Origin of the sequence: Photorhabdus sp. S10-54, from assembly GCF_963878145.1 — a bacterium.
Classification (GTDB): domain Bacteria; phylum Pseudomonadota; class Gammaproteobacteria; order Enterobacterales; family Enterobacteriaceae; genus Photorhabdus; species Photorhabdus kayaii.
In genome coordinates this window covers 78,090-101,400 of record NZ_CAWNXG010000011.1, presented here as the reverse complement: position 1 = coordinate 101,400, position 23,311 = coordinate 78,090, and the positions used below count along the sequence as shown (strand labels likewise).

Below are 23,311 nucleotides of genomic sequence, written 5' to 3'. Positions count from 1 at the left end.
ATTTATTTTGTCAAAAAACAAAACATAAAAATTTTATATTAAGATATTAAATAATCATTTATATTTTATTGAGAGCAGTTTAAAATTCTTAATGTGGCTATAATATATTTTTATATATATTACTTTACCTGATTATTAAAATTTCAATCTTATTGATATAATTTCTTTTGTTTACGAAAAATACATTGTGGCTTATCAAATCTTGCTTCTGTATAACAGTAAATAATTATTTTCTTTATTAAGTGTAAATTTTGATACTATAATAAATATTAGGGTTCACTATCAATATTCTTAATTTTTAAGAGGACGTTGAATGAATATTTATCGACCATATACCTTACCCTATAATTTTCATAAATTAGACGTAGATGCACATTTTGTGGCTGAAATTTGTGAGCTTATTAACAAAATTTCGGGGTTTAGTTTGTTCTCCCTTTTATTAAAAGCGCGCTTTCCTATCTCTAACCGAGACGTGTATTTCTTTAATAATTATCATGAATCTTGGAGAGCCGTTTACATAGAAAAAAAGTATTGGATGATTGATCCAGTTCTAAATTTTCGACCTGTGCCGCCTTCTTTTTCAAAAATATGGGACTTGGATTTTTTTTCCAAATCTAATGGGCAAGAGCTTTGGTATGTGAATCAGAAATATGGATTTCGTTCTGGGATCACCTTTGGTCTTCCTGCATTTTCAGGAAGTTATGGAATATTTTCTGTTGCGGGAAAAGATGGGCCTATTGATAACGAGACAATGTATAAATGTAGTGGAGAAATTTTAGGAGTATATATTAGGATAATAAGATACTTAACATCACACACAAAGTATTTACAATCGTTCTATATCGATAATACCTCATTTTCACATAGAGAATTAGAAGTATTAAGGTATACCGCAGATGGGATGACATCAATTGAAATTGCATCAACCATTTGTGTCACTAAAAGTACAGTTGATTTTCACCTAATGAATATCGTTAAAAAACTGGATTGTAAGAATAAATTCCAGGCAATAGCTAAAGCTGCATTGCTTGGCTATATATAACTAATATAAATTTGCAATTATCAGATGATTATATTTTTTATCTTATAAATTAACTCAATGATTAATTCTATTGCTCAAATGGATTATTAGGAGAATTTAAAAAAAAATTGAATTTTTACCTTCGTATCTTTATTGGTACCATTGTAAATAACCCGAATTCTGTTTAAACCGTCACTGAAAAATCGTCTTCTGAGTAGAAAACTTTCAGTGATGGTTTCTTCCATTTAAGGCAGTAAGCAATCAAACCGCCTAAAATGGTCAACATAAATCCTTTTATACTTCGGTGGCGCGAATGCTCTATTTGAGAAATGGTTTTTAATTGTCCATTAATTGTTTCGATGATAAAACGCTTTGATAACATTATCTTATTCCACTCAGCTTGCATACACGCTTTCATGTTTCGGCGCTTTTTCGTGATGAAAGCGATACCGGTTTGGCTAAATCGTCAGCGAGCTCCTGACTGAGATACTCCTTGTCGGCCGCGCAGGCCGCCGCAGAGATAAAAGAGGCGGTGTTGGAAGGTTCGTTAATCAGAAAAATCACCCAAGACTATTTTGATGTTGATGCAATGGCCAGCCATGCCAAATTATCGATGGCGGCAGATGCAGGTGCGTATTACCGTGCAAGGGAAATGGATTGCAAAATTGACGCCACGTCACATATGGAAGCGCAGGCTGCGGGGCAATTGCCGCAGGGGTTTCGGCCTGGAGATCAAGTCGTTGCCGATTACCAGCAGCGCAACCAACAAATTAAAGAAAGGTCGCAGCCTATGATTCGGCAACGTCACGCGGGGAATTGAACGTCATCTATACCCGTTATCTTTCAAGCTGCCTCTTTGTTGGCTGCACTCGCTCACCCCGGTCACATCGTTATCTATGCTCCCGGGGATTCACTCCCTTGCCGTCGCGATGCATCTTGAAATCCATAGGGTATATCTTTATTGGGTAACACGATGTAAATGAGGTTAAGATTGACATGAACGGTATTACTATGCCACGATTCGAACAACCGATTCATTATTCTAAAACAATTTGCAGATTTCTAATTATATATCTCCAAGATTATATAATTATTTTTTCAAGACGGATTTTTATAAAGGTGCTTATTATATCATAAGTATCTTCTTTATGTATTAATAATAATCAGGAGAAATACAGTGGCTAATCTCAGAGAAATACTGATTGCCTTTGGTTGGGGTGGTATTGTTGTCGGGATTATGATGGGTGGGTTAATAGGAATGTATGCTTTTAAAGGGCCATTCCGTGCACCTAAAGGTCATGAGAGCTATACAGACTTAAATCGTAGGATGCTCAGGCTAGCTCATATTGCTTTTATCATGTTGCCGTTGATTTCTATGTTATACGGTATGAACATTGACGATTTACAGGTTCCTTATATTTACAAGTATTATGCAACAATCTGCATGATGATTCTTTCTATCGGGATCCCTGTATTATTGATTGCCTCGTGTTTTTATTTACCGTTCAAGTATGTTCAGGTTATTCCTTTTAGCTGTGGGATGTTTGCATTAGTTGTAATGGCTGTGGGCAGGGTGTCAGCCTTGTAATCTATTAATCGTAGTCTTTATATTGAGATTTTAATCATGGAAAAATTACTGAGTGCGCGTCAACTCGGCAGGGATGCTATTGTTGCAACCGTCGAAAATAACCAATATCAGCGTAATCATCAGTTTGCAAAGCGATTAATCGATCGCATTGAAGCGCACCCGTTGATGAGAAACCCAATTTTGTTAAAGATGAATAGAGGTGAGTTCGACATCAGCCAGATGAGGATATTCCATCTGGAGTTTTATCACGCCTTCGCCCAAGTATTTACCGATGCGGTGATCGAAGCGTTGAGCTCAGCAAAACAGCTGGAAGGGCGTTTGGGTGCGCGGGCAAAAATGGCAGCTCGTTTTTTGCTGCAAATTAACCTGTTAGATGAGTTAGGTTTCCACCCAGGAACAGGCTCTGACAGTGGCTATAACGGGCAACCAGAACTGGCTCACTATGTGCAGTTCTTCAACACCATCGAGCAATTGGGGATGAGTGAGAATGAGGTGAAAACCTGGTTTCCGATGTCCAGTTCAGTGGCATGCCGCGCGACATTTGAAAATGCCTACGGTGACTACCCTCAGTTGGTGGCACTATTAGCCGTTGCTGAAACAGTGTTCCACGACTTTGCTACTCCTTGGGCGAAAAGCGTGGGTGTAGCGACAGATATTGATGTGTCTACCGGTTATCACAGTATTCACGTAGAGACCGAAACCGGTGAATCAATTGAAGACGGTCATTCTGAGGATGCTTGGATCTTATTCTGTCAGGCGATTACCGAAGATCGCTTTGATGAAATGGAACAGCGAGTAGACCTGTGGCTGAAAGTATGGAATGACTTCTGCAACGATCTGCTGGCGGGTCGTGCTGCAAAATAATTTCAGGCTAATTTAACTTTTCATATATAAAGAATAAAGAGCTAATCATTATGCCGTCCCACCAGTTGTTTAACAGGGGGTTTAACTCCTTCAACCAACTATTGCCAGAACTTGCTGTTCAACATACCGACAAGACGGCATTTGAGTTTTTACGAAGTTCTAGGGAGATACAAAATCAAAGCTATGGGCAATTGCACCAGTGCGCAGCATCATTAGCGAGTGCACTTCAGCAATATGGTCAGCGCGGTGATAGGGTTATTTTACTTTATCCGGACGGTGAAGATTTTATTGGGGCGTTTTTTGGCTGCCTTTATGCAGGGATGATTGCTGTCCCGGTCCCTATGCCAGCGAAATCCTCAGGAAATGCGTGGGAGCGTTTTATTGGCGTTTTACGCAATGCGAAAACAGAATTTATTGTAACAACCGGGAAAGGAACCGAAACGTTAATACAACTGACTTTACCGTCACCTCCACTTATTTTTACTTTTGATAAACTGGAAGCGATATCACTGCCTGCGGGATATCGCCTTCATTGTCTTGAACGCCATTTTGCTGGGGTATTTAATCCTGCGCAGATGACTGACACCGATCTGGCATTTTTACAATACACCTCAGGCTCCACGGGTACGCCAAAGGGAGTGATGGTTACCCACGGCAATCTGTGGGCAAACTCACAGGCTATTCACCACTATTTTGGTCATCACAGTGAAAGCCGCGGCATGATATGGCTGCCGCATTTCCACGACATGGGGCTTATCGGTGGACTGTTACAGCCCGTGTATGGGGCGTTTCCATGCCGGGTGATGTCACCGATGATGCTGATGAAAAACCCGCTTAACTGGTTAAAACAGATCTCAGAATATCGTGCGACTACATCGGGGGGTCCCAATTTCGCGTACGATCTTTGCGTGCGTAAAATTAGCCAGCAACAGGCTGAAGGTTTAGATCTCTCCCTCTGGGATGTGGCGTTTTGCGGGGCTGAGCCTATTCGTCCTGCTACATTGCGCCAGTTTGGTGAGCATTTTGCCCATACTGGCTTTCGCGCTAAGGCATTTTTACCCTGCTATGGCATGGCGGAAACCACGTTGATCGTTACCGGCATGGATAAAGGCCAGGGAATGGTCGTGACCAATGAAGATGAAAAAGATCCTGGTGTTGTCAGCTGTGGTCAGGCGTTGCCAAATACCGAGGTGCGCATTGTCAACCCCGTTAGCCTGCGTACGCTTGAGGCTGGACAAACGGGAGAAATCTGGTTGCGTGGGCCCAGCATTGCGAGCGGTTACTGGAATAATGCTGCTGCGACAGAAGCTACTTTCCATGCTCAGATCGAGAATGAATCGGCACACTGGTTGCGCAGTGGTGATTTGGGGTTCCAACAGCGAGGATCGCTGTACGTTACTGGGCGTGTGAAAGAACTCTTGATTGTCAATGGTCAGAATCATTACCCAACGGATATTGAGGAAACGATCCGGAACGCTGATGCTCTGCTGACCGATGCCACTGTCTGTGTTTTTGCCAGTGACATTGCGCAGACAGAGCAGGCCGTTGCCTTGCTGGAAATCCCGGAACGCGCCAAAGAGTCTGTTGATACAGCAGCGTTAAACGACCGCCTGAATGCAGCAGTGGCAGACCGGCATGGCATAACACTGGGTGAGTGGGTATGGGTTGGTCGACGGGCGATTCCACGCACGACCAGTGGCAAACTGCAACGAACTCGTGCCAAGGCAATGTACCAACAGGATGCATTAGTTGTGCAATGGAGCAGCCGAGCGGTTCAACCACAACCGGCCTGTACAGATGGTGGTATGTTTCACAGTGTGCCAGCGCTAGCGTCATTTATTGCAGGTATTATCAGTACTGCGGTTAACAGGACCGTTAACCAACAGCATTGGGATGATGCGTTCACGACATTTGGGCTGAACTCGTTGCAGGCCGTTGGTGTGATAGGTGAATTGGAACAGCATCTGGGCCGTGAGCTTTCTCCATCGTTGATTTACGATTATCCGACCATCAATAAACTGGCCATGGCACTGTTGCAGCCTGCGGAGCAAAAAGCCGCGGCTACGGTGGTTATCACTGACGATGCTATCGCGGTGATAGGAATCGGGGTTGAATTGCCGGGGCACAGCGGCGTTCAGGCGTTATGGTCGTTGCTACAACAAGGACAAAGTACGACCGGAGATATTCCCGCTCACCGTTGGGAGGGTTCGGCGTTAAGCGGTTTTAATTGTAAAGGCAGTTTCTTTGACACCGTAAGTGAGTTTGACGCTGGCTATTTTGGGATTTCGCCGCGTGAGGCTGAGTATATTGATCCGCAACATCGCTTGTTGTTAGAAACCGTGCAGCAGGCATTAACTGATGCGGGGTTAAAGGCTTCCGCCTTGCGGGGAAGTGATACCGGGGTGTTTATCGGTATCAGCGCCAGTGATTATGCTTTGCTCTCGGGCGATCGGGTTTCTGCCTATAGTGGGTTGGGTAATGCGCACAGCATTGCGGCTAACCGCATTTCCTATATTTATGATTTCAAAGGGCCAAGTGTCGCAATTGATACGGCCTGTTCCTCTTCTCTGGTCGCGATTGACGCGGCGATACAAAGCCTGCGTTCGGGGCGTAGTACGCTGGCTATCGCTGGCGGCGTGAACTTGGCTCTGACACCGCATTTACAGACCGTCTTTACGCAGGCGCATATGTTGGCACCAGATGGTCAGTGTAAAACCTTCGACGCACGGGCCGACGGATATGTGCGCGGTGAAGGATGTGGCATCGTCATTTTAAAACCACTGGCACAAGCACTGACCGATGGTGACCGGGTTTATGCCACTCTGGTAGCGAGTGCCATCAATCAGGATGGTCGTAGCAATGGGATCACTGCACCGAATGGCCTATCACAACAGGCGGTTATCGCACGGGCGCAGGCCGAGGCGGGCATCAATAGCAACCATATCGATTATGTGGAAGCACACGGTACCGGTACGGCATTGGGCGACCTGATTGAATTTCAAGCGCTGGAGGCGGTGTTCGCGCAACGCCATCAACCCGCAGCGGTACAGGTGGGGTCGATCAAGACGAACATTGGTCATCTGGAAGTAGCCGCGGGCGTGCTTGGGGTTGTAAAAGTGGCCTTGATGCTGCACTACCAACAGCGTGTACCTCATTTAAATTTCAAACAAATCAATCCTCATATTGCCGCCATTAGCCGCCGAGTTTCGGTAGCGGGGAACCGCAGTTGTACATGGGAGTCGGCTGAGGGCCAACGCTATGCAGGCGTTAGTAGTTTTGGCTTTGGGGGAACCAATGGTCACGTGATCCTGCGTGACTGTCCGCAGGCGGCAAAAGGTGAAGAGGAAGCGTTACCGTTAACGTTACTGCTGGTGGCCTCGCATGAAGAACAGGGTTTTAACGCCCAGCGTGACGGTGTATACCGCAGCTTGCAGTTGCAACGTGATGCTGACGTCTCGGCGTGGTGCCGTCTGGTCAATACCCGTTATGACCACCCACTCTACCGTGGGTTTGCCTTTGGGGCCAACCGCCAGCAATTGGCCGAGAACCTGATGCAAATCAGCGGTAGCAAAGCGGGCAAAGCGCAGCCTCAGGTCTGGTTATTCCCTGGGCAGGGAACGCAACAAATTGGCATGGGGGCAGCCTTGTATCAGCATCTGCCATATTACCGCAAGTGCTTTGACCAACTGGCTGATACGGTTTTACAACGTTATCAAATCGATATCCGCCAGGCGCTACATGCCCAAGACGACAGCTGGCAGCGCTGTGCTAAAACTTGTCAGTTGTCCCTGTTTGTGTACAGCTATGCCATAGCAGAGAGTTTGATGCAGCTCGGGTTACGCCCAGCGGCCGTGATTGGTCATAGCCTGGGTGAATATTGCGCCGCGGTTGTTGCCGGTCAAATATCGTTGGAGCACGGGCTGGCAATGGTTCACCAACGCGCCCACTTGATGGCCAGTCTGACCCAACATGGCGCGATGGCCGCGGTGTTCAGCGGTGAAGATGAGGTTCGTCGCTACATTGCCCCATGGGCAGGAGAGGTTGCCATTGCTGCGTTTAATACGCCGACGCTGACAACCATTACAGGGAGTACTGCGGCGATTGAAGCCTGTCTGAAAGACATTTCTGGGCTGGGCGGTCATGCCCGGCGCATTAAAACCGCCAACGCATTCCATTCTCACCTGATGGACCCCATCTTGTCAGAGTATCAACTCTGGCTAACGCAACACGTTGATTTTAAAAAAGGGAATCTGCCTTTCTACAGCAACCTTGACGGCAAGGTACGCCAATATACGACGGCTGACTACTGGGCCCAGCAAATTCGGCAACCGGTTCACTTTTTGCAAGGAATTTGGGCACTGTTTGAAGAAGAGAAATATACGTTTGTGGATCTGAGTGCAGACAGTTCGCTGGGCAAATTTGTTGTTGTGACAGACCGTGGGCAACACGTATTGGTCGCGGCTGACCATCGACATGAATATCAATCACTGCTGACGCTGCTTGGCTCATTGTGGCAACACGGGCATGACATCGAGTGGTACAAGCTGTACCTCGCAATGGGCCGTGAGGCGTTGACGCTGCCAGCCATCCAATTTTGTAAAAAAACCTACTGGTTGGCGGATGAAAAGTTAATGCAGCCATCATCTTCACATGAGGACGTTATGTCACAACACCACCAATTACGGAGCGAAATAAAAGCGATTATAGCCGGGTATCTTGGGGCACTGCCTGAGGATTTGGATGACGATCTGCCTTTTCTGGAAATGGGCGCGGATTCGTTGGTTCTGTTGGATGCAATCAATACCATTAAAGATCGTTACGGGGTCGCGATCCCTATGCGCTCACTGTTTGAAGAGTTAAATACGTTGGATGCGGTGCTCCACTATGTCGTGGAGCATGCCCAGGTGACGGAACCCGTTGCTCTGGTCAATGAAAATCGCGGTGCTATACCCGTTATGCCATGTGCAGAACCCACGGTAGTACCTGCATCGGTTCATGCGGGCGAACTCGGAGGGGCGGTATCGGTTGCGGCTCCTGAAGCACTGCAAGGCTTGATTGCACGGCAGTTAGAGATCATGTCACAACAGCTTCGCTTACTCAATGGCGGCATAGTTCAACCCGCTCCAGCCCTGCCCGCTGTAGAGGCCAGTGCACCAGTGGCGGCACTCCCGCAGCCACTGGTGGCTAAACCTACGGTTACGGATAAGGCACAGACCAATGCAACACCGACTAAAGCCGGTGCGCACAACAGTTGGTTTAAAAAGGAAACCCAAAAGGCTTCGCTGGGGGCCGAACGTGACAGACATATTCAGCAACTGACTGAGCAATTTGTCAGGAAAACGGCAAGTTCGAAACATAATGCCCAACAATTCCGCGCCGTCTTGGCCGATAACCGAGCATCTGCGGGCTTCCGTTTATCCACAAAAGAAATGCTCTATACTTTGGTCGGAGTGCGTTCGCAAGGCGCCCGTATCTGGGATGCGGATGGCAATGAATACATTGACTTCACTATGGGATTTGGTGCCAACCTGTTAGGGCATGCGCCGGAATGCGTGCAGCAAGCCGTTGCCGCGCAGTTGTCCCAAGGTATGCAAATTGGGCCACAGAGCTCCCTTGCTGGTGAGGTGGCAACGCTGATCGCAGAGCTGACGGGTCAGCAGCGCGTGGCTTTCTGTAATTCTGGTTCTGAAGCGGTAATGAGCGCCGTACGCTTGGCGCGCGCTGTGACAGGCAAAAATAAAGTGGCGCTGTTTAGCGGTTCTTATCACGGTGTGTTTGACGGCATTTTGGGGCGCCAACAGGGAGGGGTGACACCAGAGCACGCGATACCTATTGCTGCCGGTACACCCGCGTCACTGGTAGAGGATCTGCTAGTACTTGAGTATGGCAGTGAAGAGAGCCTGGTACTGATTGCTAAATACGCCGATCAATTAGCAGCGGTCATCGTTGAGCCGGTGCAAAGCCGGTATCCCAACCATCAACCGCGCGAATATTTGCATACGCTGCGTAAGTTGACGGCTGAACACGATATCGCCTTGATGTTCGACGAGGTGATTACCGGTTTCCGTTTGGCTGCCGGTGGTGCACAGGCGTATTACGGCGTGAAAGCAGATATTGCTACCTATGGGAAAATTGTCGGTGGCGGTATGCCAATTGGTGTTATTGCTGGCTCTGCACGCTTTATGGACAGTATCGATGGTGGCTTCTGGCAATATGGCGATGAGTCTTGGCCACAGGCCGAGCTGATTTTCTTTGCGGGGACGTTCTCCAAACACCCGCTGACCATGGCTGCGAGCAAAGCGGTACTCGAATATATCAAGAACCACCCTGGACTCTATGACGATATCAACCAGAAAACGAACGACCTCGCGCAAACGCTCAACACTTGGTTTGCGACGACGGGAACTCCGATCGAAATTGTTTCCGCTGGCAGTTTGTTCCGTTTCAAATTTAGCGGTAACTACGACATCTTGTTCTATCATCTCATGTTGCGCGGCATCTTTATTTGGGAAGGCCGTAACTGCTTTGTGTCCACTGCGCACACCACACAGGATATTAAGCTGTTTATCACTGCGGTTAAAGAAAGCCTCAATGCCATGCGTGCCGATGGCTTCTTCGGTGAGGATGGTTTGCAACCTAATACGTCTTACCCTGCCACTGACCGCCAACAGCGTTTTACACTGCTGGCCGCTGAGGGGGAGTTGGGGCTACGTGCGGGTAACATTGGTTGCGTCATCGAAACGGCTCGTCAGATCGATAGTTCCATGATGCGCCAAGCCTGGACTTTATTGAGTGAACGCCATGAAGCACTGCGTATGCAGTTCAACGGCACCGGCGAGTTGCAGGTCATGGCATCTTGCGTAAGTGGCGTAGATTTTACCGAAGAATGCAGTGAACAGGCAGAAAATAATGCCCGATTGGCGGCGTTTGCGGCTCAATCGTTCACCTTGTTAACTGCTCCATTGGCTCGTGTATTACTGTTACGGCATGTCGGCGGCTCAACGCTGGCTTTGGCTGCGCACCATACAGTTGCAGATGGTTGGTCATTTATGGTGATGCTACGCGAACTACTCCATATATATAATTCCATCATGGCAGGGCAGTTGCCTGAACTGGCAGCAGCACCAAGCTATTTGCGCTTTATACATGCGGAAAAGACGGCAAATACTGCCCTCATTGCCCAGTGCTTGGCTAAACTACCAGCACAGCGTTTGAATCCTGCGCGTGCGTTACTGGTTATTCAGCAAGTAGCACCATATCAAGGTAAGCGCTTAAAAGGGGGAGTGGATTACCCAGGATTACCGTCTCAGTTACGGAAAGCTGCCGCAAAGCTACGGGTAACTCGTTTTGTGATGTTGAGCGCCTTGTTTGTGCTGGCCTTAGAGAGGTTTATTGGCCACTCTTTGCTGCCTGTCGCCGTACCGAATTCCGGTCGGGATTTTGAACGGAGTGAAGGGCTTGTGGGGCAATGTGTCAGTTTGATGCCGTTTTGTTTTGACAGCGCCGCCAGCTCGTCACTGTCTGAATTTGTTGCTGCGATACATCAAGCTGTGTTGGCTCAGCATGATGCGCCAGCATTACCAGCTCATTGTTTCCATGGCGAAGGCGCGCAATTCCCTGTGCTGGCCACGTTCAATATTGAACCTCATGCACCGCTGACCGAAATGCGCCAGTGGCAAGCTAGCCTGTCAATGCTGCCCGTCAGTGCAGTTGAGTTCCCGCTAATGGTGAACGTAGTGGAAATGGCTGAAGGGTTGTCAATCGAGCTGGACTATCAGGAGCGTTACTTCTCTGCGCATATAGCTGCTGAGCTGCTGGAACATTACCTGGCTGTGATCAATGTCTTGGCAGAGCAGGGCGTGGACGCAGTGAATCAGCAATTTTATTCACCTGCTGAAGTGGAAGCCTGATGAAAAAGCTGATGGGTATTGTACTGGTTATTGCTGCATTGGCGTATACGATCAATCTGCTGTTTGATGCGGGCGTTTTCTACAGCGTTCAAGATATTCACATGCAGCAGTGTAGAAAAATAGAGGGTGTCAACGGAGCTGAAGATATCGTGCCGTTGCAAGATGGCGGTGTGTTAATTAGCAGTCTTAACCGCCATGGTAATGCGTCAGGTGCCCTCTATTACTTACAACTGGGACAGGCTCCTTTGCTGCTGTCAGGCGATTATCCAGCGGAATTTTTCCCGCATGGTATAGACGTATGGCAACAGGAGGGAAACACCTAGATTTACGTGGTGAACCATCGTCATCAAGGGGACCGTATTGACGTTTTCCGTTTTGAACGTGCAGCAATGCGGCTGATTTATCAACCTGCGTTGTCACGCAGTGTTGGAAAAAATATCAATGATATCAGTATTATTGATAAAACCCACTGGTTGCTCACACGGGATCACGCGTATTCCGGTCTGCTCGGCCGCATTGAAGATTACCTGCGTTTGCCACTCGCGCGCGTATTACTGATCGATGATTCTGGGGTGCACACATTGCTCGATGGGTTGCACTTTGCGAACGGTATTTATTATGACCGACAACGGGAACGGCTATATGTGGCGGAAACCACAAGCGGTGCCCTAAGCAGTTGGGCATGGCAACCAGGTGGGACGGTACCTATATTACTGAGTCGGGTAACCGGCTTGCGCGGGGTAGACAATATTATGCCTGATGGAAAAAGGGACAGGTTATTGGTGGCCGCACACCCACAACTGCTGAAACTGGCGGCGTACCAAAAGGATGCGCAAGTGCGTTCACCATCTCTGGTCTGGCAGTTGGCGATTGCCCCAAATGGGGAAGCAGAACGCGCTCAGGTGATTCACCAAAGCCATGGCCAGATGTTGGCGGCAATCAGCGTCGCGGCACCGTTGGCTGGCCAAGTGGTGATGGGCAGTGTTTTTGATAATGGGTTGTTGATGTGTAGGGGAAACTAGCATGTTGAAAAAATAGTTCTCCCGCCGCTCGACCTTCACCGGCACGTTAGAGGGGCAGACGTTTACCTTGGCAACAGTTGAAACGGTACTCGAAAGCGCTCTGAAAGCTGGTATATCACTGCCTTATAATGTTGTGGTGAAGGCTCCGGTCTGGCGGCGGATTTGGGGTTGAAAATAACTCATGCCTTTTTGTCTTTCTTTATACCACACTGCATAACTCCTTTTTTAAACATAGAAAATATTGCTTCTAATTTAGCATCTTGATTAAAAGAAAATAAATATCGATAAATGCTTATCATATTTAACATGTCATTACATTCGTCATTTACTTCATTTGGAGAATTATCGTATTCTATGTTATCAACCAACCCTTGTTTCTTTCTTATAAGATATTATTTTCTTTTTCTCATATTTTCTTTAATTTGATCCTGGGTAGATATTTTTACTCTTATCAAGGATATATTTTGTTGCTTTTTTATAATCCTCATGAAGATAAAATTCAGATACCAGATCAGAAAAAAATTACTCCAAACCATATAGTTATCTGGTATATCTTGATCGAAAAGAAGCTTTAATGCCATATATTTATTATCAATAATTTCATATTCATTAAATTCTTCAATAGAACCGGATAAAAAATCCGAACTTTTAAAAAATTCAACGGATTACATATAAAAACTTATTATCTCACCCATATTGAATTATCCTAAAGTTTTACTCCATAGATTAAAGATGCGTTGTCTTACTTTTTAATGTATGTCTTTCTCCAGGACATTAATATTATATATATCTTTGGATATAATAATATTGCCGTTTTTCATATCTTTTTTAGCTATATTTTGTGTGTGAGTCACTTGTTTCGATATGGTATCGATTGATTGATTTAAATTTATTTTATTCAGAGCATTGCATCAGTATACCCGTGATGATTACCTTGATGCCTTGCCATTGCACTAATCAGTCGGCGTTGGCGTGGCATGGGTATTCACCACGGTAAGAAAGAAGCCAGCCGGAAGCGATTCCGGCTTTTTACTCAGGGAGAAAACAGAATAAAATAGTTAAAATATAGCCTATGTATATATTTGCCATGAATTTTATATTTTTCTGTATTATTTCTTTGTTTATCTTCTTTCGTTTTTAATTTATATAGTTAATATATAGCATCAATCCTGTAGAATATTTATTTTAAGCATAAAAATAACAAAGCCGGAAAGATCACGGGGATCTTTCCGGCTTATTTTTTAAATGCTATATTATTAGGTGGGAAATTATCAGGGAATGACATGCATTTTATTTTCTTGGATAAAACACCTTCTAAAAAAGATGTTAGATTTTCTTGCCTGTATTCGACTTCTGGAGATCTTGAGGCAATAATTGCTATTTTCCATGAATCACCATTATCAGTCACTCCTATTGGAAGTAATCCATCTTTATTAGGATAAAGAGAAAACTGATAATAATCTTTATCATCCTCAATTAAATAATTAAAATCCTCAATAATCAAATCCTTCTGATTGAAGAAATTTAGATTATCATTTTCACTAAATGGATTAAATATATTAATAAAGTTAGCTATTCTTCCTGTTCCATAGCAATTTATGAACTCAATGAAATCATTAGGAAAATGGTAGTTATTATCTATCAATGGCCATTTCTCCTTTTGACCTGCTTCATTCGGAGATACAGGAGGAGGTAATATAGTTTTTAAATTAAATATGCTCATAGTTTGCATTCCTGGGGGATTAAGGACAATTACATGTATAAAGAAACCACCTGAACCTTCAGCTTTTATTGTAACTCCAGCCGGAAGCGATTCCGGCTTTGTTTCAGGGAGAAAACAGAATAAAATAGTTAAAATATAGCCTATGTATATATTTGCCATGAATCTTATATTTTTCTGTATTATTTCTTTGTTTATCTTCTTATTTATTTTATATTCTTTCGTTTTTAATTTATATAGTTAATATATAGCATCAATCCTGTAGAATATTTATTTTAAGCATAAAAATAACAAAGCCGGAAAGATCACGGGGATCTTTCCGGCTTATTTTTTAAATGCTATATTATTAGGTGGGAAATTATCAGGGAATGACATGCATTTTATTTTCTTGGATAAAACACCTTCTAAAAAAGATGTCAGATCTTCTTGCCTGTATTCGACTTCTGGAGATCTTGAGGCAATAATTGCTATTTTCCATGAATCACCATTATCAGTCACTCCTATTGGAAGTAATCCATCTTTATTAGGATAAAGAGAAAACNTCAGGGAGAAAACAGAATAAAATAGTTAAAATATAGCCTATGTATATATTTGCCATGAATTTTATATTTTTCTGTATTATTTCTTTGTTTATCTTCTTTCGTTTTTAATTTATATAGTTAATATATAGCATCAATCCTGTAGAATATTTATTTTAAGCATAAAAATAACAAAGCCGGAAAGATCACGGGGATCTTTCCGGCTTATTTTTTAAATGCTATATTATTAGGTGGGAAATTATCAGGGAATGACATGCATTTTATTTTCTTGGATAAAACACCTTCTAAAAAAGATGTCAGATCTTCTTGCCTGTATTCGACTTCTGGAGATCTTGAGGCAATAATTGCTATTTTCCATGAATCACTGTTATCTGTTGGTGATATAACCCAGAATATATAATCACCATTATCAGTCACTCCTATTGGAAGTAATCCATCTTTATTAGGATAAAGAGAAAACCGATAATAATCTTTATCATCCTCAATAATTAAATCCTTCTGATTGAAGAAATTTAGATCATCATTTTCACTAAATGGATTAAATATATTAATAAAGTTAGCTATTCGTCCTGTCCCATAGCAATTTATGAACTCAATGAAATCATTAGGAAAATGGTAGTTATTATCTGTCAATGGCCATTTCTCCTTTTGACCTGCTTCATTCGGAGATACAGGAGGAGGTAATATAGTCTTTAAATTAAATATGCTCATAGTTTACATTCCTGGGGGATTAAGGACAGTTACATGTGTAAAGAAACTACCTGAACCTTCAGCTTTTATTGTAACTCCAGCCGGAAGCGATCCCGGTTTTTTACTGTTTCAGGGAGAAAACAGAATAAAATATCCAAAATATAGCTTATGTATATATTTACCATGAGTTTTATATTTTTGTGATTTTAATTTATATATTTAATATATAACATCAACCCTGTGGAATATTTATTTTAAGCATAAGCATAAGGATAAGGATAACAAAGCCGGAAGATCACGGGGATCTTTCCGGCTTTTTCATGATGATATGTCTTCTATATCAACTGTTTTTTAATACCATTGGATTAAAAGCAACTATCTTTTTATCCTTGGTCATTCCGCATGGATAAAGACCTTCTTTATATATCTCAAAGATTTTTTCCAAAATTGATTCTTTTTGTTCACCTAATATATACCTTTGAATAGATAACATGTTTAATTGAGAATATACTTTATCTAAGACTTCAAAATAAAAATCATCATAGTCAGAATTTTCTTTTTTTATTTTTTTCTTTCTATAGGCAATTGAAATTTTGTCATAATGAACAGAAAACTCTTTACTTATATCATTTAAGCATTCGTCAGCTTCATGAAATTCACTTCTTAACCTAAATTTACTTATAGAATTCTCAATGAGATCTAACCATACTAAATACCCGTCGGGTAATAATTGTTCAAAAGATAAAGTCAGTGCTAATTCAGGATCATGAATTTCTAAATAACGACCAGATTGATTGCTAAGAACCCCTGAAAATAATTTTTCAGACAAAAGAAAAGCCATTGGTTCAATAATAAATTCTTTTTTGTATCAATCATATATCACCTCTATTTATTAAATATATTATCCCACAATTCAAAAGCCCTTTGCTTGCCTATATCAGGATTCTTAGCAATATCTTTCGACCTAATTGGCATGCCATTCATCATTGCTTTCTTCACCTTATTTTGTATGTTAGCAACTTGTTTTGCTATGACATTAGTAGGCTGGTTTAAATCAATTTTATTTAGAGCTTTTTCAACTGCGGAGGAATATCCATTATGGCTACCTCGATGTCTTGCCATTGTGCTAACTGTAGTAGCAACCTTTTTATCTTTGATGGGGTCTGGCAGCCTCAAAAATATTCCATTACTAGCATCATCAGAGGAAGCGTATCAGATTAAGGATGCGATCTCTAAGCTCCAATCGGCATTGGCTTACCGTGGGTATTCACCAAGATAGATCATGAGAAGACCGGAAGATCTCGAAGGGTCTTCCGGTTTTGATTCGAATCATTATTGAGTTAAAACATCTAAATCAAAATGTTCTGGTTGGAAACCTCTGCTAACAACAAATTCAAAAAAATCCTCTTTTATTGATTCAATGCTTCCATCCCCTGATGAATCAAAAAAATATACTTCATTTTTATATTGAGTCTTCTCTTTTAAAAAACCGTAATAACCACCAGTTTCATCATCACTAAAAGCAATAAAACCTTGTGGCATTGAGACCATTTCATATTCTTTATTCTTAACAGGTAAATACCACTCACTATTAGGATTAAGAGAGTAAATATTCACGAATGCAAAATATCCGGCATTATAATTATTTGAAAAATAAACATATTCATCTGGTAAAGTTCCTCCTACAAGCAACTCTACTTGTTCTATATCCTCCTTACTTGCCAAATATTCATCTCCTGATAAAAACCAATTTGGTTTGATGCTTTTTACATAATTAACAACTCGTGAGAATTCATGTGTATTCATGTTAGTACCAAAATATTAATCGTAAATTAGATGAGGATATATTTGCTCTGCACCTTGTTCTCTTGCTCTATACCACCAATGTAATTTCCTATCCGCATCTCGCATGGCCGGTGTGACACCCTGATTAAATTTATTTGGATGTAATGCAGTATTGCCTCTATGAACGTTTGGTAAAACTTCATGGATGGCAGAACCTGGCATTTGATGAGCATGATGTAGATCTGGCGAGCCTAAACCTTTAGGTGTTCTTCCATGCAATCCATTAAATATGTCTTGTTTACTCCAGTCTCCAGATATTCTGACGGGCTTATCATTCACTCCATAACCAAAACCCGTTTTTGTATTAGGTTTACTGAAATTAGGTGATTCTCTGGCGGCTTTACTTGCTGCGATATTGTCCAGAACACGTTGTTTGATTACTGGGCATGTTGCCAGCCCCAGAGGATCAACCCATCCGGTGGGATTATGGACGTACGAATAGGGATTCAGGCCCCCGTTCAGCCCGAGCGGATCTTCGGCACTATCCCGACGCCATCATACGGTTTAGCCGACTTTTCCCCCTGATTTAACAGCCTTTTTCTCCGCCGTTTTTTCCCACCCTGTTAAAGAGCATGCCAACTCGCCCCGACGGGCATTTTGCCGATTTTAGCTCACTTTTTCCCCGATGTCATATTCGGGTGTCAGCTCCCTTTTCCTGCCGGAATCGGGTGTTATCGGGAACCCGCGACGGCGGGGCAGCTTGTCTGCGCCGCTGACGCGGGTTGGCCGGGTGCGGGCCGGCGAGGCCCGCAGGTGAAGCCGTTAAGCGGGGAGCCCCTGCCTGCGGGGGCGGACGGGGCGGAGATGGCGAGTACGGGAACGAGCGAGGAGCCTGCGACTGCGAGCCGGACGCAGCCAGTGCAGCGGGGTTGGGCGGGGGCCATAAACCTCGCCAGCTTGCTGGCCTGCCTTCAGGGCTGTTGACCTTGACGGGCTGACCGGCCACGGTTTCAGGCGGGTTTGGGCACCGGAGCCGCCACGGACGGCGGCGACTGCGGCGGTGGATTTTAGCACTGATACTGACAGCAGCGGGTGAGCGAGCGAACCCGGTGCGCCTCTGGGGCTGAGAAGCTCACCCCGGCGGCCAGCCGCGCACCGTTGTTGAGGTAACCGCGCAGCGCCCTTGGGTGGGCGGCGCCGACATAATGTTTCGTTAAGCGTGGCGGGCCGTTCAGGCCCATTGCGCTTAATGCCACATTATGTTGAATGGCGGCTGACCGGCAACGACTGTCACCGAGAACGCCGGGGTTCAGCGCCGGGCGGCCGGCATTTACTGCCGGGCACGCCGAAGGTAGGGAGGCAGTCTGTGCGCAGGGACGCGCACAGTCTGCCTTTCACCTTTTCCACTCGATTAACAGAGAGCTTGCTAACTTTCGGACTGTCCAGCCGCACTGAGGTTTCAGACCGGCTTCGGGCTGTCCGGCTGGTCGCTATTTGCCTGCTTATCGTCTGGCGGCGTTGCCTGCTTTGACTGCCGTTCTGCCGGGTGGGTCTGCTCATGCACTTTCTTTAAGTGACCGATAGCCACCCGCGTATAGATTTGGGTGGTTTCCAGCTTCTCATGCCCCAGTATCGCCTGGATGTGTCGGGTGTCTGCGCCGTTCTCTAACATCTGCGTCGCCATTGAGTGCCGGAACAGATGACAGGCCCCCGGTTTAGTCAGCTGCGCCTGTTTACGGATGCTGTCGGCGGCTATCTGGGTTAATGTGCCTCTGGCCAGCCCCCGGCCTTTCCTGGTGATAAACAGGTGACCGCTGTCTCCCCGGCGCGTTAACTGGGGCCGGACACTGAGCCAGCGACTTAACCAGTGCAGCGCCTGTTCGCCGATGGGCACCACCCGGTCTTTACCGCCTTTACCCTGTCTGACCATCACCACGCCGCGCCCGAAGTCCACTTCGCTTAACAGCAGGTTCGCCACTTCCATCCGCCGGATACCGGTACTCCACAGCACTTCAAGGATAGCCCGGTTTCTCAGGCCCGTGAGTGTGTCGATACTGGCGGCGGCTAATACCGTGTGGGTTTCGTCTTCATTCATCACCTGCGCCGGCAGCCGTTTTTCTTCTCTTGGCAATACCATGTTATCCGTCGGGTTATACAGGATATGGTGACGTTGCAGCAGCCAGCGGAACCACTGACGTAAGACACTCAGGCGGTCCCGCTGACTGCCCGGGCTGTAGGGCTGGCCGTCCGCTTTACGGTGGCTTCTCAGCCAGCGCTGGTAACTTTCCAGCAACGGCAGGCTGACCTGCGGTGCGGTCATGACCCCGCGTGCTTCACACCAGCTGATGAACGGCAACAGCCGCTCTTCGTAGGCTTCCTGTGTCCGTTCGCTTAAGCCCTGTCCCTGCACGGCTTCCAGCCAGGCCGCCAGATGCTGGCGTAAAGTGGCGAAGCGGGCCGGTATGGCGTCGGGTTGACCGTGGGTCTCCGTCACCGAGGGGCGTTTTTTTCTGTCTGGCGCGGCCAGTGTTGCCGCCGGGCTGGTCGGGATAGCGTGCTGTTGCTGCAACCAGTCGAACCACAGGCGTAAGGCGCGCAGGCGTCGGCGCTGACTGTCCGGCGTATAGGACTGACCGTTGGCTTTGCGGTACCGGGTCAGATATTGCTGCCAGTTTTGCAGTAACGGCTCGGTTACCTGAGCCGCAGATATTACGCCCTGTTCCTGACACCAGTTGACGAACGGTGACAGCCGTTCATGACGGGCGGACTGGCTCTTTTGACTCGCTCCCTGCAACAGCAGGTTATCCAGATACGCGTCCAGATGCTGGCGCAGGGTCAGCCGGGCAGGTTCAGATTGACGTTTAACGGGTGATGACATGATGGGATTTCCTGTAGGGAACAGCGGTTATTGTTATCGGTGTGTGATACGTCACTCCGGTACGATGGCTTGATTTTTAAGTGGCCGAAACAGTCCTTTTCTGTCTGCCCAGACTTGCGAGTTATTCAACCCTTTGCTACTGCGGCTTGCAGCCGGTTTTGGCGAACCAGACTTGACCCCGACTTGGGGCAGACTTGACCCTGACTTGCCTTCATTTGAGCCAGACTTGCACAAGTCATATTCACACTTTCCTGTATCCGGCTTTCGGGTTCGTTGATGAAGGGGGAGTACGGTACGACGGCCTGATTTTTAGGAGGCCGGAACAGTCCTTTTCAGGCTCGCCCGACTTGTGAACCATTCAGCCCTTTGTCACTGCGGCTTGCAGCCGGTTTTGGCGAACCAGACTTGGCCCTGACCTGGGGCAGACTTGACCCCGACTTGCTTTCATCCGAGCCAGACTTGCACGAGTCATACACACTATTGGCATCCTGATTTTCCGGTTCAATCAGACCGCACAGGTGGGCTTCCTCCGTTTTATCGCCATCCCATAACAGTTCATATTGCAACAGATGGCCGCGGCTGCCGCCATGTATCAACAGATATTCCATGTCGCTTAAGCGCTGACAGTGGAGTTTAAGCTGGCTGTCACTCCAGTGGGTATAACTGCGGATATCCCGGCGGGTAAAACGGACTGCGTTCACCGGGCGTTGCTGCATTGCCGCCGTCTCTTTCACCATTGCCTGTATCAGCAACAGCAGCTTACGGGTCTGTGGCGGCATCTCATCCAGCGTGCGGCCTAATATCTCGTGGGCCAGCCGGTTGGCTAAGCTAATATCTTCTTTGGTCACCTCGATATAGTCCAGCCGTTTTCCCCGGTGCTCGACGGTTTTCACTGCCCGCTGATACTGATGCAGCAGGGCGATACTTTGTATCAGGGTGAGATATTTCATGTGGTCGCGTCGGGTGCGGGTTTTATCGCTCATGAACGTTAATTGACTGGCGAACGGATTCACCACATTCAGCGGACGTAACAGCCGCTGGGCGTTCTGATGCAGGTCGGTGATATAGGTCTTTTCATTCTCCGCCAGTAAGCCTTCGAGGGTCTGCTTATGGCGCTGCAACGCGTGGATAGCTTCGGTTTGTTCCCGCGATTCGTTCACGGTCAGCACCAGACAGCGGTTTAACAGCTCTTCATCGACATCAATCGCCGTGGTGGTGAGCATCAGCATCACCGGCCCTTTCACCGTGTACTGTTTGGTCACCAGATTCCCGCTGGCGTCGTCTTTACCGGTGCTGGCAATGGTCAGTTCGCCGTCGCTTTGCAACAGTTTGAGCGCATAGGCGGCCTGCCGTACCCCTTCCTCTTCGGCAATGGCTAAGATTTTATGCTGGAGATTGGTTTCGCCCAGATAGAACAGGCTCTGGCCGGTCATGGCGCTGTATTGCAGCCGTTCTTCTTCCGGTATCAGATTGAGTACGGCATCCATCAGTGAACTTTTCCCGGCGGCGCTACTGCTCTGTATCAGCACGGCCAGCGGACGGTCCAGCTTGCGACTGACCGCCGCTAAGTAACCGGCCAGCAGGTTGGTGCTTTCCCCCACGACGCCACAGGCGGCTAAGTCAGCGGTGATGCGTTCACTCAGTTTCGGGTCTTGCAGCAGCGCCAGCGCCGCTGCCCGCTGGGCTTCGCTCAGTTCGGGAACCGGCTGGGTTTCGGTTTGTTCACCGACACCGGCCTGTTGACACTGTTCCAGTACCAGCAACACCTGCCCCAGCGCCCGGCGCAGGTCGCCTTCGGCCAGCCCCAGTTCGGTGGCGGCCAGCCGCGCATACCCGCCCCGGCTGCGGGCGCTCATCATGTCCACGCTGTCCGCGAACATCACGCCGCTGTCGGTATCAACGACCTGAACATTGACCTTCATCACTGCCGCTCCGGCTTTCACCTGTGACAGGCCCCGGATACCCCACTGTTGAGTGCCGAGGGTGAGGGATATCTCGCCGTTAGCGCCGGTTTCCCAGACCACATTCGGCATTGACGGCAACGCGGCTATACCGGCGGCTAAGGTGCTGACCGTTTCCGGCACCGGAACCGGCTGATGTTCAGCCAGTGCGGCCCGCTCTGTTGCGGTGGTGGCCTGTATCCCTGCCGCCGCCTGCATCGGCACGGCACTGTCCAGCAACAACCCGAAGGCCCGTTCCGGCTCGGCGACCTGACACAGATAGCCGTTGGCATCCATGCCCTCGGGGAACACCACCCGGAACACGGTAATGCCGTCGGCGGTCAGTTCTGCCGCCAGTTTCACTGCGGCCTCATTGCCTGCCGGATCGTTGTCGTAGGCGATCAAGACCTGTTTAACGTTATGCCGCTGAAACGCCTGCCGCATCTCATCGGTGAAGCCGTTCACCCCATAGGCGGCGGTGACATGGCGGTGACCGGCTACCCAGAACGACAGGGCGTCGATCAAGGATTCACAGAGGATGACCGCCCCTGAACTGATCAGCGCCGGCTCATTCCATATCCCGCCATGTGCGCCGGGAAGGTACAGATGCAGCGGCGTTCCGCTGCGTAAGCGGTCGGTGATTTTGCGCCCGTAGATCTCGCGGATCTGATCGTTCGGGTCGATAACCGGTATCACCAGCGAACCGGTAAAGTGCTCGTGCCCGCTGTCGCGCATAATCCCCACGGCCCGAAGACGGGCGCGGATCTGTGCGCCGGCCTGCACGGCCTTGATGGGCAGGCGATAGGCTAACGTGCGGTTGGCAAAGCCCAGTTTAAACTGGGCGACTAATTCCGGGTGGTTGAGCCGCCGTTTTTCCAGATAAGCCAGGGCTTCGGGGGCATTCAGCAGCGTATGATGGTAGAACCCGACGACCCGACTGAGCAGCGCCTGCCGTCCGGCGTCATTATCGGCCAGCATGGCGGGTTCATCCGGTTGCACCAATGGCACCACCGACGGGTTATCCCCCAGTTCCCCGCGTAACCGTTCCACGGCCCGGCGCAGACTTAAGCCCTCCGTTTTCATCACCCAGTCGAGCACGGAGCCGCCGGCGTCACAGCCAAAACAGTGATAGAGGTTTTTTGCCGGTGAGATAACCATTGACGGGGTTTTCTCCTGATGGAACGGGCACAGCAGCACGTAATCTTTGCCGCGTTTAAAGAGCTGTCGCCCCTGTTGCTCCACCACGGCGACTAAGGAGACCGCAGCTTTCAGGTGCTGTAATTCGGCTTCGGGAATGCGGGCCATAAAAATGTTCCTTTTAAATCCTTGTCAATAGACATATATGTAGATTATA

General features: G+C 47.2%; 17 protein-coding genes and 3 pseudogenes. 8 read left to right on the top strand and 12 right to left on the bottom strand.

Features of this window, described 5'->3' with window-relative positions; translation table 11 throughout:
- The first annotated feature begins 313 nt into the window (after positions 1-313).
- On the top strand, positions 314-1,042 hold the full coding sequence (locus AACQ83_RS08600) for a LuxR family transcriptional regulator (protein ID WP_112878589.1): 729 nt from the start codon (positions 314-316) through the stop codon (positions 1,040-1,042).
- A gap of 163 nt (positions 1,043-1,205) precedes the next feature.
- Here the strand turns inward: AACQ83_RS08600 and AACQ83_RS08595 are convergent.
- Positions 1,206-1,519, bottom strand: a pseudogene (locus AACQ83_RS08595) (transposase); the annotation flags it as partial.
- On the opposite strand from AACQ83_RS08595, the gene AACQ83_RS08590 reads away from it, so the two are divergent.
- The 6 genes from AACQ83_RS08590 to AACQ83_RS08565 all read left to right on the top strand — a co-directional run bounded on the left by AACQ83_RS08590 (position 1,515) and on the right by AACQ83_RS08565 (position 12,405).
- Entirely contained in the window at positions 1,515-1,841 is a 327-nt protein-coding gene (locus AACQ83_RS08590) for a hypothetical protein (protein WP_370446065.1), read from the top strand. The pseudogene AACQ83_RS08595 and the gene AACQ83_RS08590 sit on opposite strands and share 5 nt — an antisense overlap.
- 357 nt (positions 1,842-2,198) lie before the next feature.
- Positions 2,199-2,609: a CorA family divalent cation transporter gene (locus AACQ83_RS08585; protein WP_112878587.1), complete on the top strand. Its 411-nt coding sequence runs from the start codon at positions 2,199-2,201 to the stop codon at positions 2,607-2,609.
- A gap of 36 nt (positions 2,610-2,645) precedes the next feature.
- Positions 2,646-3,473 carry a hypothetical protein gene (locus AACQ83_RS08580; protein ID WP_112878586.1) on the top strand — a complete coding sequence of 276 codons (828 nt, stop codon included), beginning with the start codon at positions 2,646-2,648 and terminating at the stop codon, positions 3,471-3,473.
- A 50-nt stretch (positions 3,474-3,523) separates the two neighbouring features.
- The gene (locus AACQ83_RS08575) at positions 3,524-11,383 is read left to right on the top strand and encodes a type I polyketide synthase (RefSeq protein ID WP_112878585.1); all 7,860 of its coding nucleotides are present in this window, start codon (positions 3,524-3,526) and stop codon (positions 11,381-11,383) included.
- Positions 11,383-11,706 (top strand): hypothetical protein, encoded by a 324-nt coding sequence (locus tag AACQ83_RS08570; protein WP_240000749.1) that lies wholly within the window; start codon positions 11,383-11,385, stop codon positions 11,704-11,706. The genes AACQ83_RS08575 and AACQ83_RS08570 overlap by 1 nt, the downstream gene beginning before the upstream one ends.
- A 9-nt stretch (positions 11,707-11,715) precedes the next feature.
- Complete coding sequence (locus AACQ83_RS08565; protein WP_240000748.1) at positions 11,716-12,405, top strand: hypothetical protein; 690 nt, start codon at positions 11,716-11,718, stop codon at positions 12,403-12,405.
- Positions 12,406-12,584: 179 nt separating this feature from the next.
- Here AACQ83_RS08565 and AACQ83_RS08560 read toward each other — a convergent pair whose 3' ends face one another.
- The 5 genes from AACQ83_RS08560 to AACQ83_RS08540 form a co-directional block, all read right to left on the bottom strand.
- Complete coding sequence (locus AACQ83_RS08560) at positions 12,585-12,773, bottom strand: hypothetical protein (protein WP_240000747.1); 189 nt, start codon at positions 12,771-12,773, stop codon at positions 12,585-12,587.
- Between the two features lie 866 nt (positions 12,774-13,639).
- Positions 13,640-14,287 carry an SMI1/KNR4 family protein gene (locus tag AACQ83_RS08555; RefSeq protein WP_240000746.1) on the bottom strand — a complete coding sequence of 216 codons (648 nt, stop codon included), beginning with the start codon at positions 14,285-14,287 and terminating at the stop codon, positions 13,640-13,642.
- Positions 14,288-14,868: 581 nt separating this feature from the next.
- Positions 14,869-15,375, bottom strand: coding sequence for an SMI1/KNR4 family protein (locus AACQ83_RS08550; RefSeq protein WP_112878583.1), 507 nt, complete (start codon positions 15,373-15,375; stop codon positions 14,869-14,871).
- A 319-nt stretch (positions 15,376-15,694) separates the two neighbouring features.
- On the bottom strand, positions 15,695-16,183 hold the full coding sequence (locus AACQ83_RS08545; RefSeq protein WP_146747908.1) for a hypothetical protein: 489 nt from the start codon (positions 16,181-16,183) through the stop codon (positions 15,695-15,697).
- Positions 16,184-16,239: 56 nt separating this feature from the next.
- Complete coding sequence (locus tag AACQ83_RS08540) at positions 16,240-16,530, bottom strand: AHH domain-containing protein (RefSeq protein WP_205068648.1); 291 nt, start codon at positions 16,528-16,530, stop codon at positions 16,240-16,242.
- On the opposite strand from AACQ83_RS08540, the gene AACQ83_RS24600 reads away from it, so the two are divergent.
- Positions 16,511-16,633, top strand: coding sequence for a DUF7706 family protein (locus tag AACQ83_RS24600; RefSeq protein WP_445260526.1), 123 nt, complete (start codon positions 16,511-16,513; stop codon positions 16,631-16,633). The two genes, AACQ83_RS08540 and AACQ83_RS24600, sit on opposite strands and share 20 nt — an antisense overlap.
- Before the next feature lie 53 nt (positions 16,634-16,686).
- Here the strand turns inward: AACQ83_RS24600 and AACQ83_RS08535 are convergent, their stop codons facing one another.
- From AACQ83_RS08535 to AACQ83_RS08510, 6 genes and pseudogenes are all read right to left on the bottom strand, one after another.
- Positions 16,687-17,160, bottom strand: a complete 474-nt coding sequence (locus AACQ83_RS08535) for an SMI1/KNR4 family protein (protein ID WP_112878580.1) — start codon at positions 17,158-17,160, stop codon at positions 16,687-16,689.
- Positions 17,161-17,175: 15 nt separating this feature from the next.
- A complete protein-coding gene (locus AACQ83_RS08530; RefSeq protein WP_046973707.1) occupies positions 17,176-17,478 on the bottom strand; it encodes a hypothetical protein in 303 nt (100 codons plus the stop codon).
- 99 nt (positions 17,479-17,577) lie between these two features.
- Positions 17,578-17,673: pseudogene (locus tag AACQ83_RS08525) on the bottom strand (RHS repeat-associated core domain-containing protein); the annotation flags it as partial.
- Positions 17,674-18,598: 925 nt separating this feature from the next.
- Complete coding sequence (xerC, locus tag AACQ83_RS08520; RefSeq protein WP_240000754.1) at positions 18,599-19,603, bottom strand: site-specific tyrosine recombinase XerC; 1,005 nt, start codon at positions 19,601-19,603, stop codon at positions 18,599-18,601.
- Positions 19,604-19,708: 105 nt separating this feature from the next.
- Positions 19,709-20,017: pseudogene (locus tag AACQ83_RS08515) on the bottom strand (site-specific integrase); the annotation flags it as partial.
- A 332-nt stretch (positions 20,018-20,349) separates the two neighbouring features.
- Positions 20,350-23,262 carry a CHC2 zinc finger domain-containing protein gene (locus AACQ83_RS08510; RefSeq protein ID WP_112878172.1) on the bottom strand — a complete coding sequence of 971 codons (2,913 nt, stop codon included), beginning with the start codon at positions 23,260-23,262 and terminating at the stop codon, positions 20,350-20,352.
- Positions 23,263-23,311 lie beyond the last annotated feature (49 nt).

Coding starts and splice junctions, on each gene's coding strand:
- AACQ83_RS08550 (WP_112878583.1), bottom strand. CDS start 15,375: ATGAGCATATTTAATTTAAAGACTATATTACCTCCTCCTGTATCTCCG.
- AACQ83_RS08575 (WP_112878585.1), top strand. CDS start 3,524: ATGCCGTCCCACCAGTTGTTTAACAGGGGGTTTAACTCCTTCAACCAA.
- AACQ83_RS08580 (WP_112878586.1), top strand. CDS start 2,646: ATGGAAAAATTACTGAGTGCGCGTCAACTCGGCAGGGATGCTATTGTT.
- AACQ83_RS08555 (WP_240000746.1), bottom strand. CDS start 14,287: ATGGCAAATATATACATAGGCTATATTTTAACTATTTTATTCTGTTTT.
- AACQ83_RS24600 (WP_445260526.1), top strand. CDS start 16,511: ATGGGGTCTGGCAGCCTCAAAAATATTCCATTACTAGCATCATCAGAG.
- AACQ83_RS08600 (WP_112878589.1), top strand. CDS start 314: ATGAATATTTATCGACCATATACCTTACCCTATAATTTTCATAAATTA.
- AACQ83_RS08570 (WP_240000749.1), top strand. CDS start 11,383: ATGAAAAAGCTGATGGGTATTGTACTGGTTATTGCTGCATTGGCGTAT.
- AACQ83_RS08535 (WP_112878580.1), bottom strand. CDS start 17,160: ATGAATACACATGAATTCTCACGAGTTGTTAATTATGTAAAAAGCATC.
- AACQ83_RS08510 (WP_112878172.1), bottom strand. CDS start 23,262: ATGGCCCGCATTCCCGAAGCCGAATTACAGCACCTGAAAGCTGCGGTC.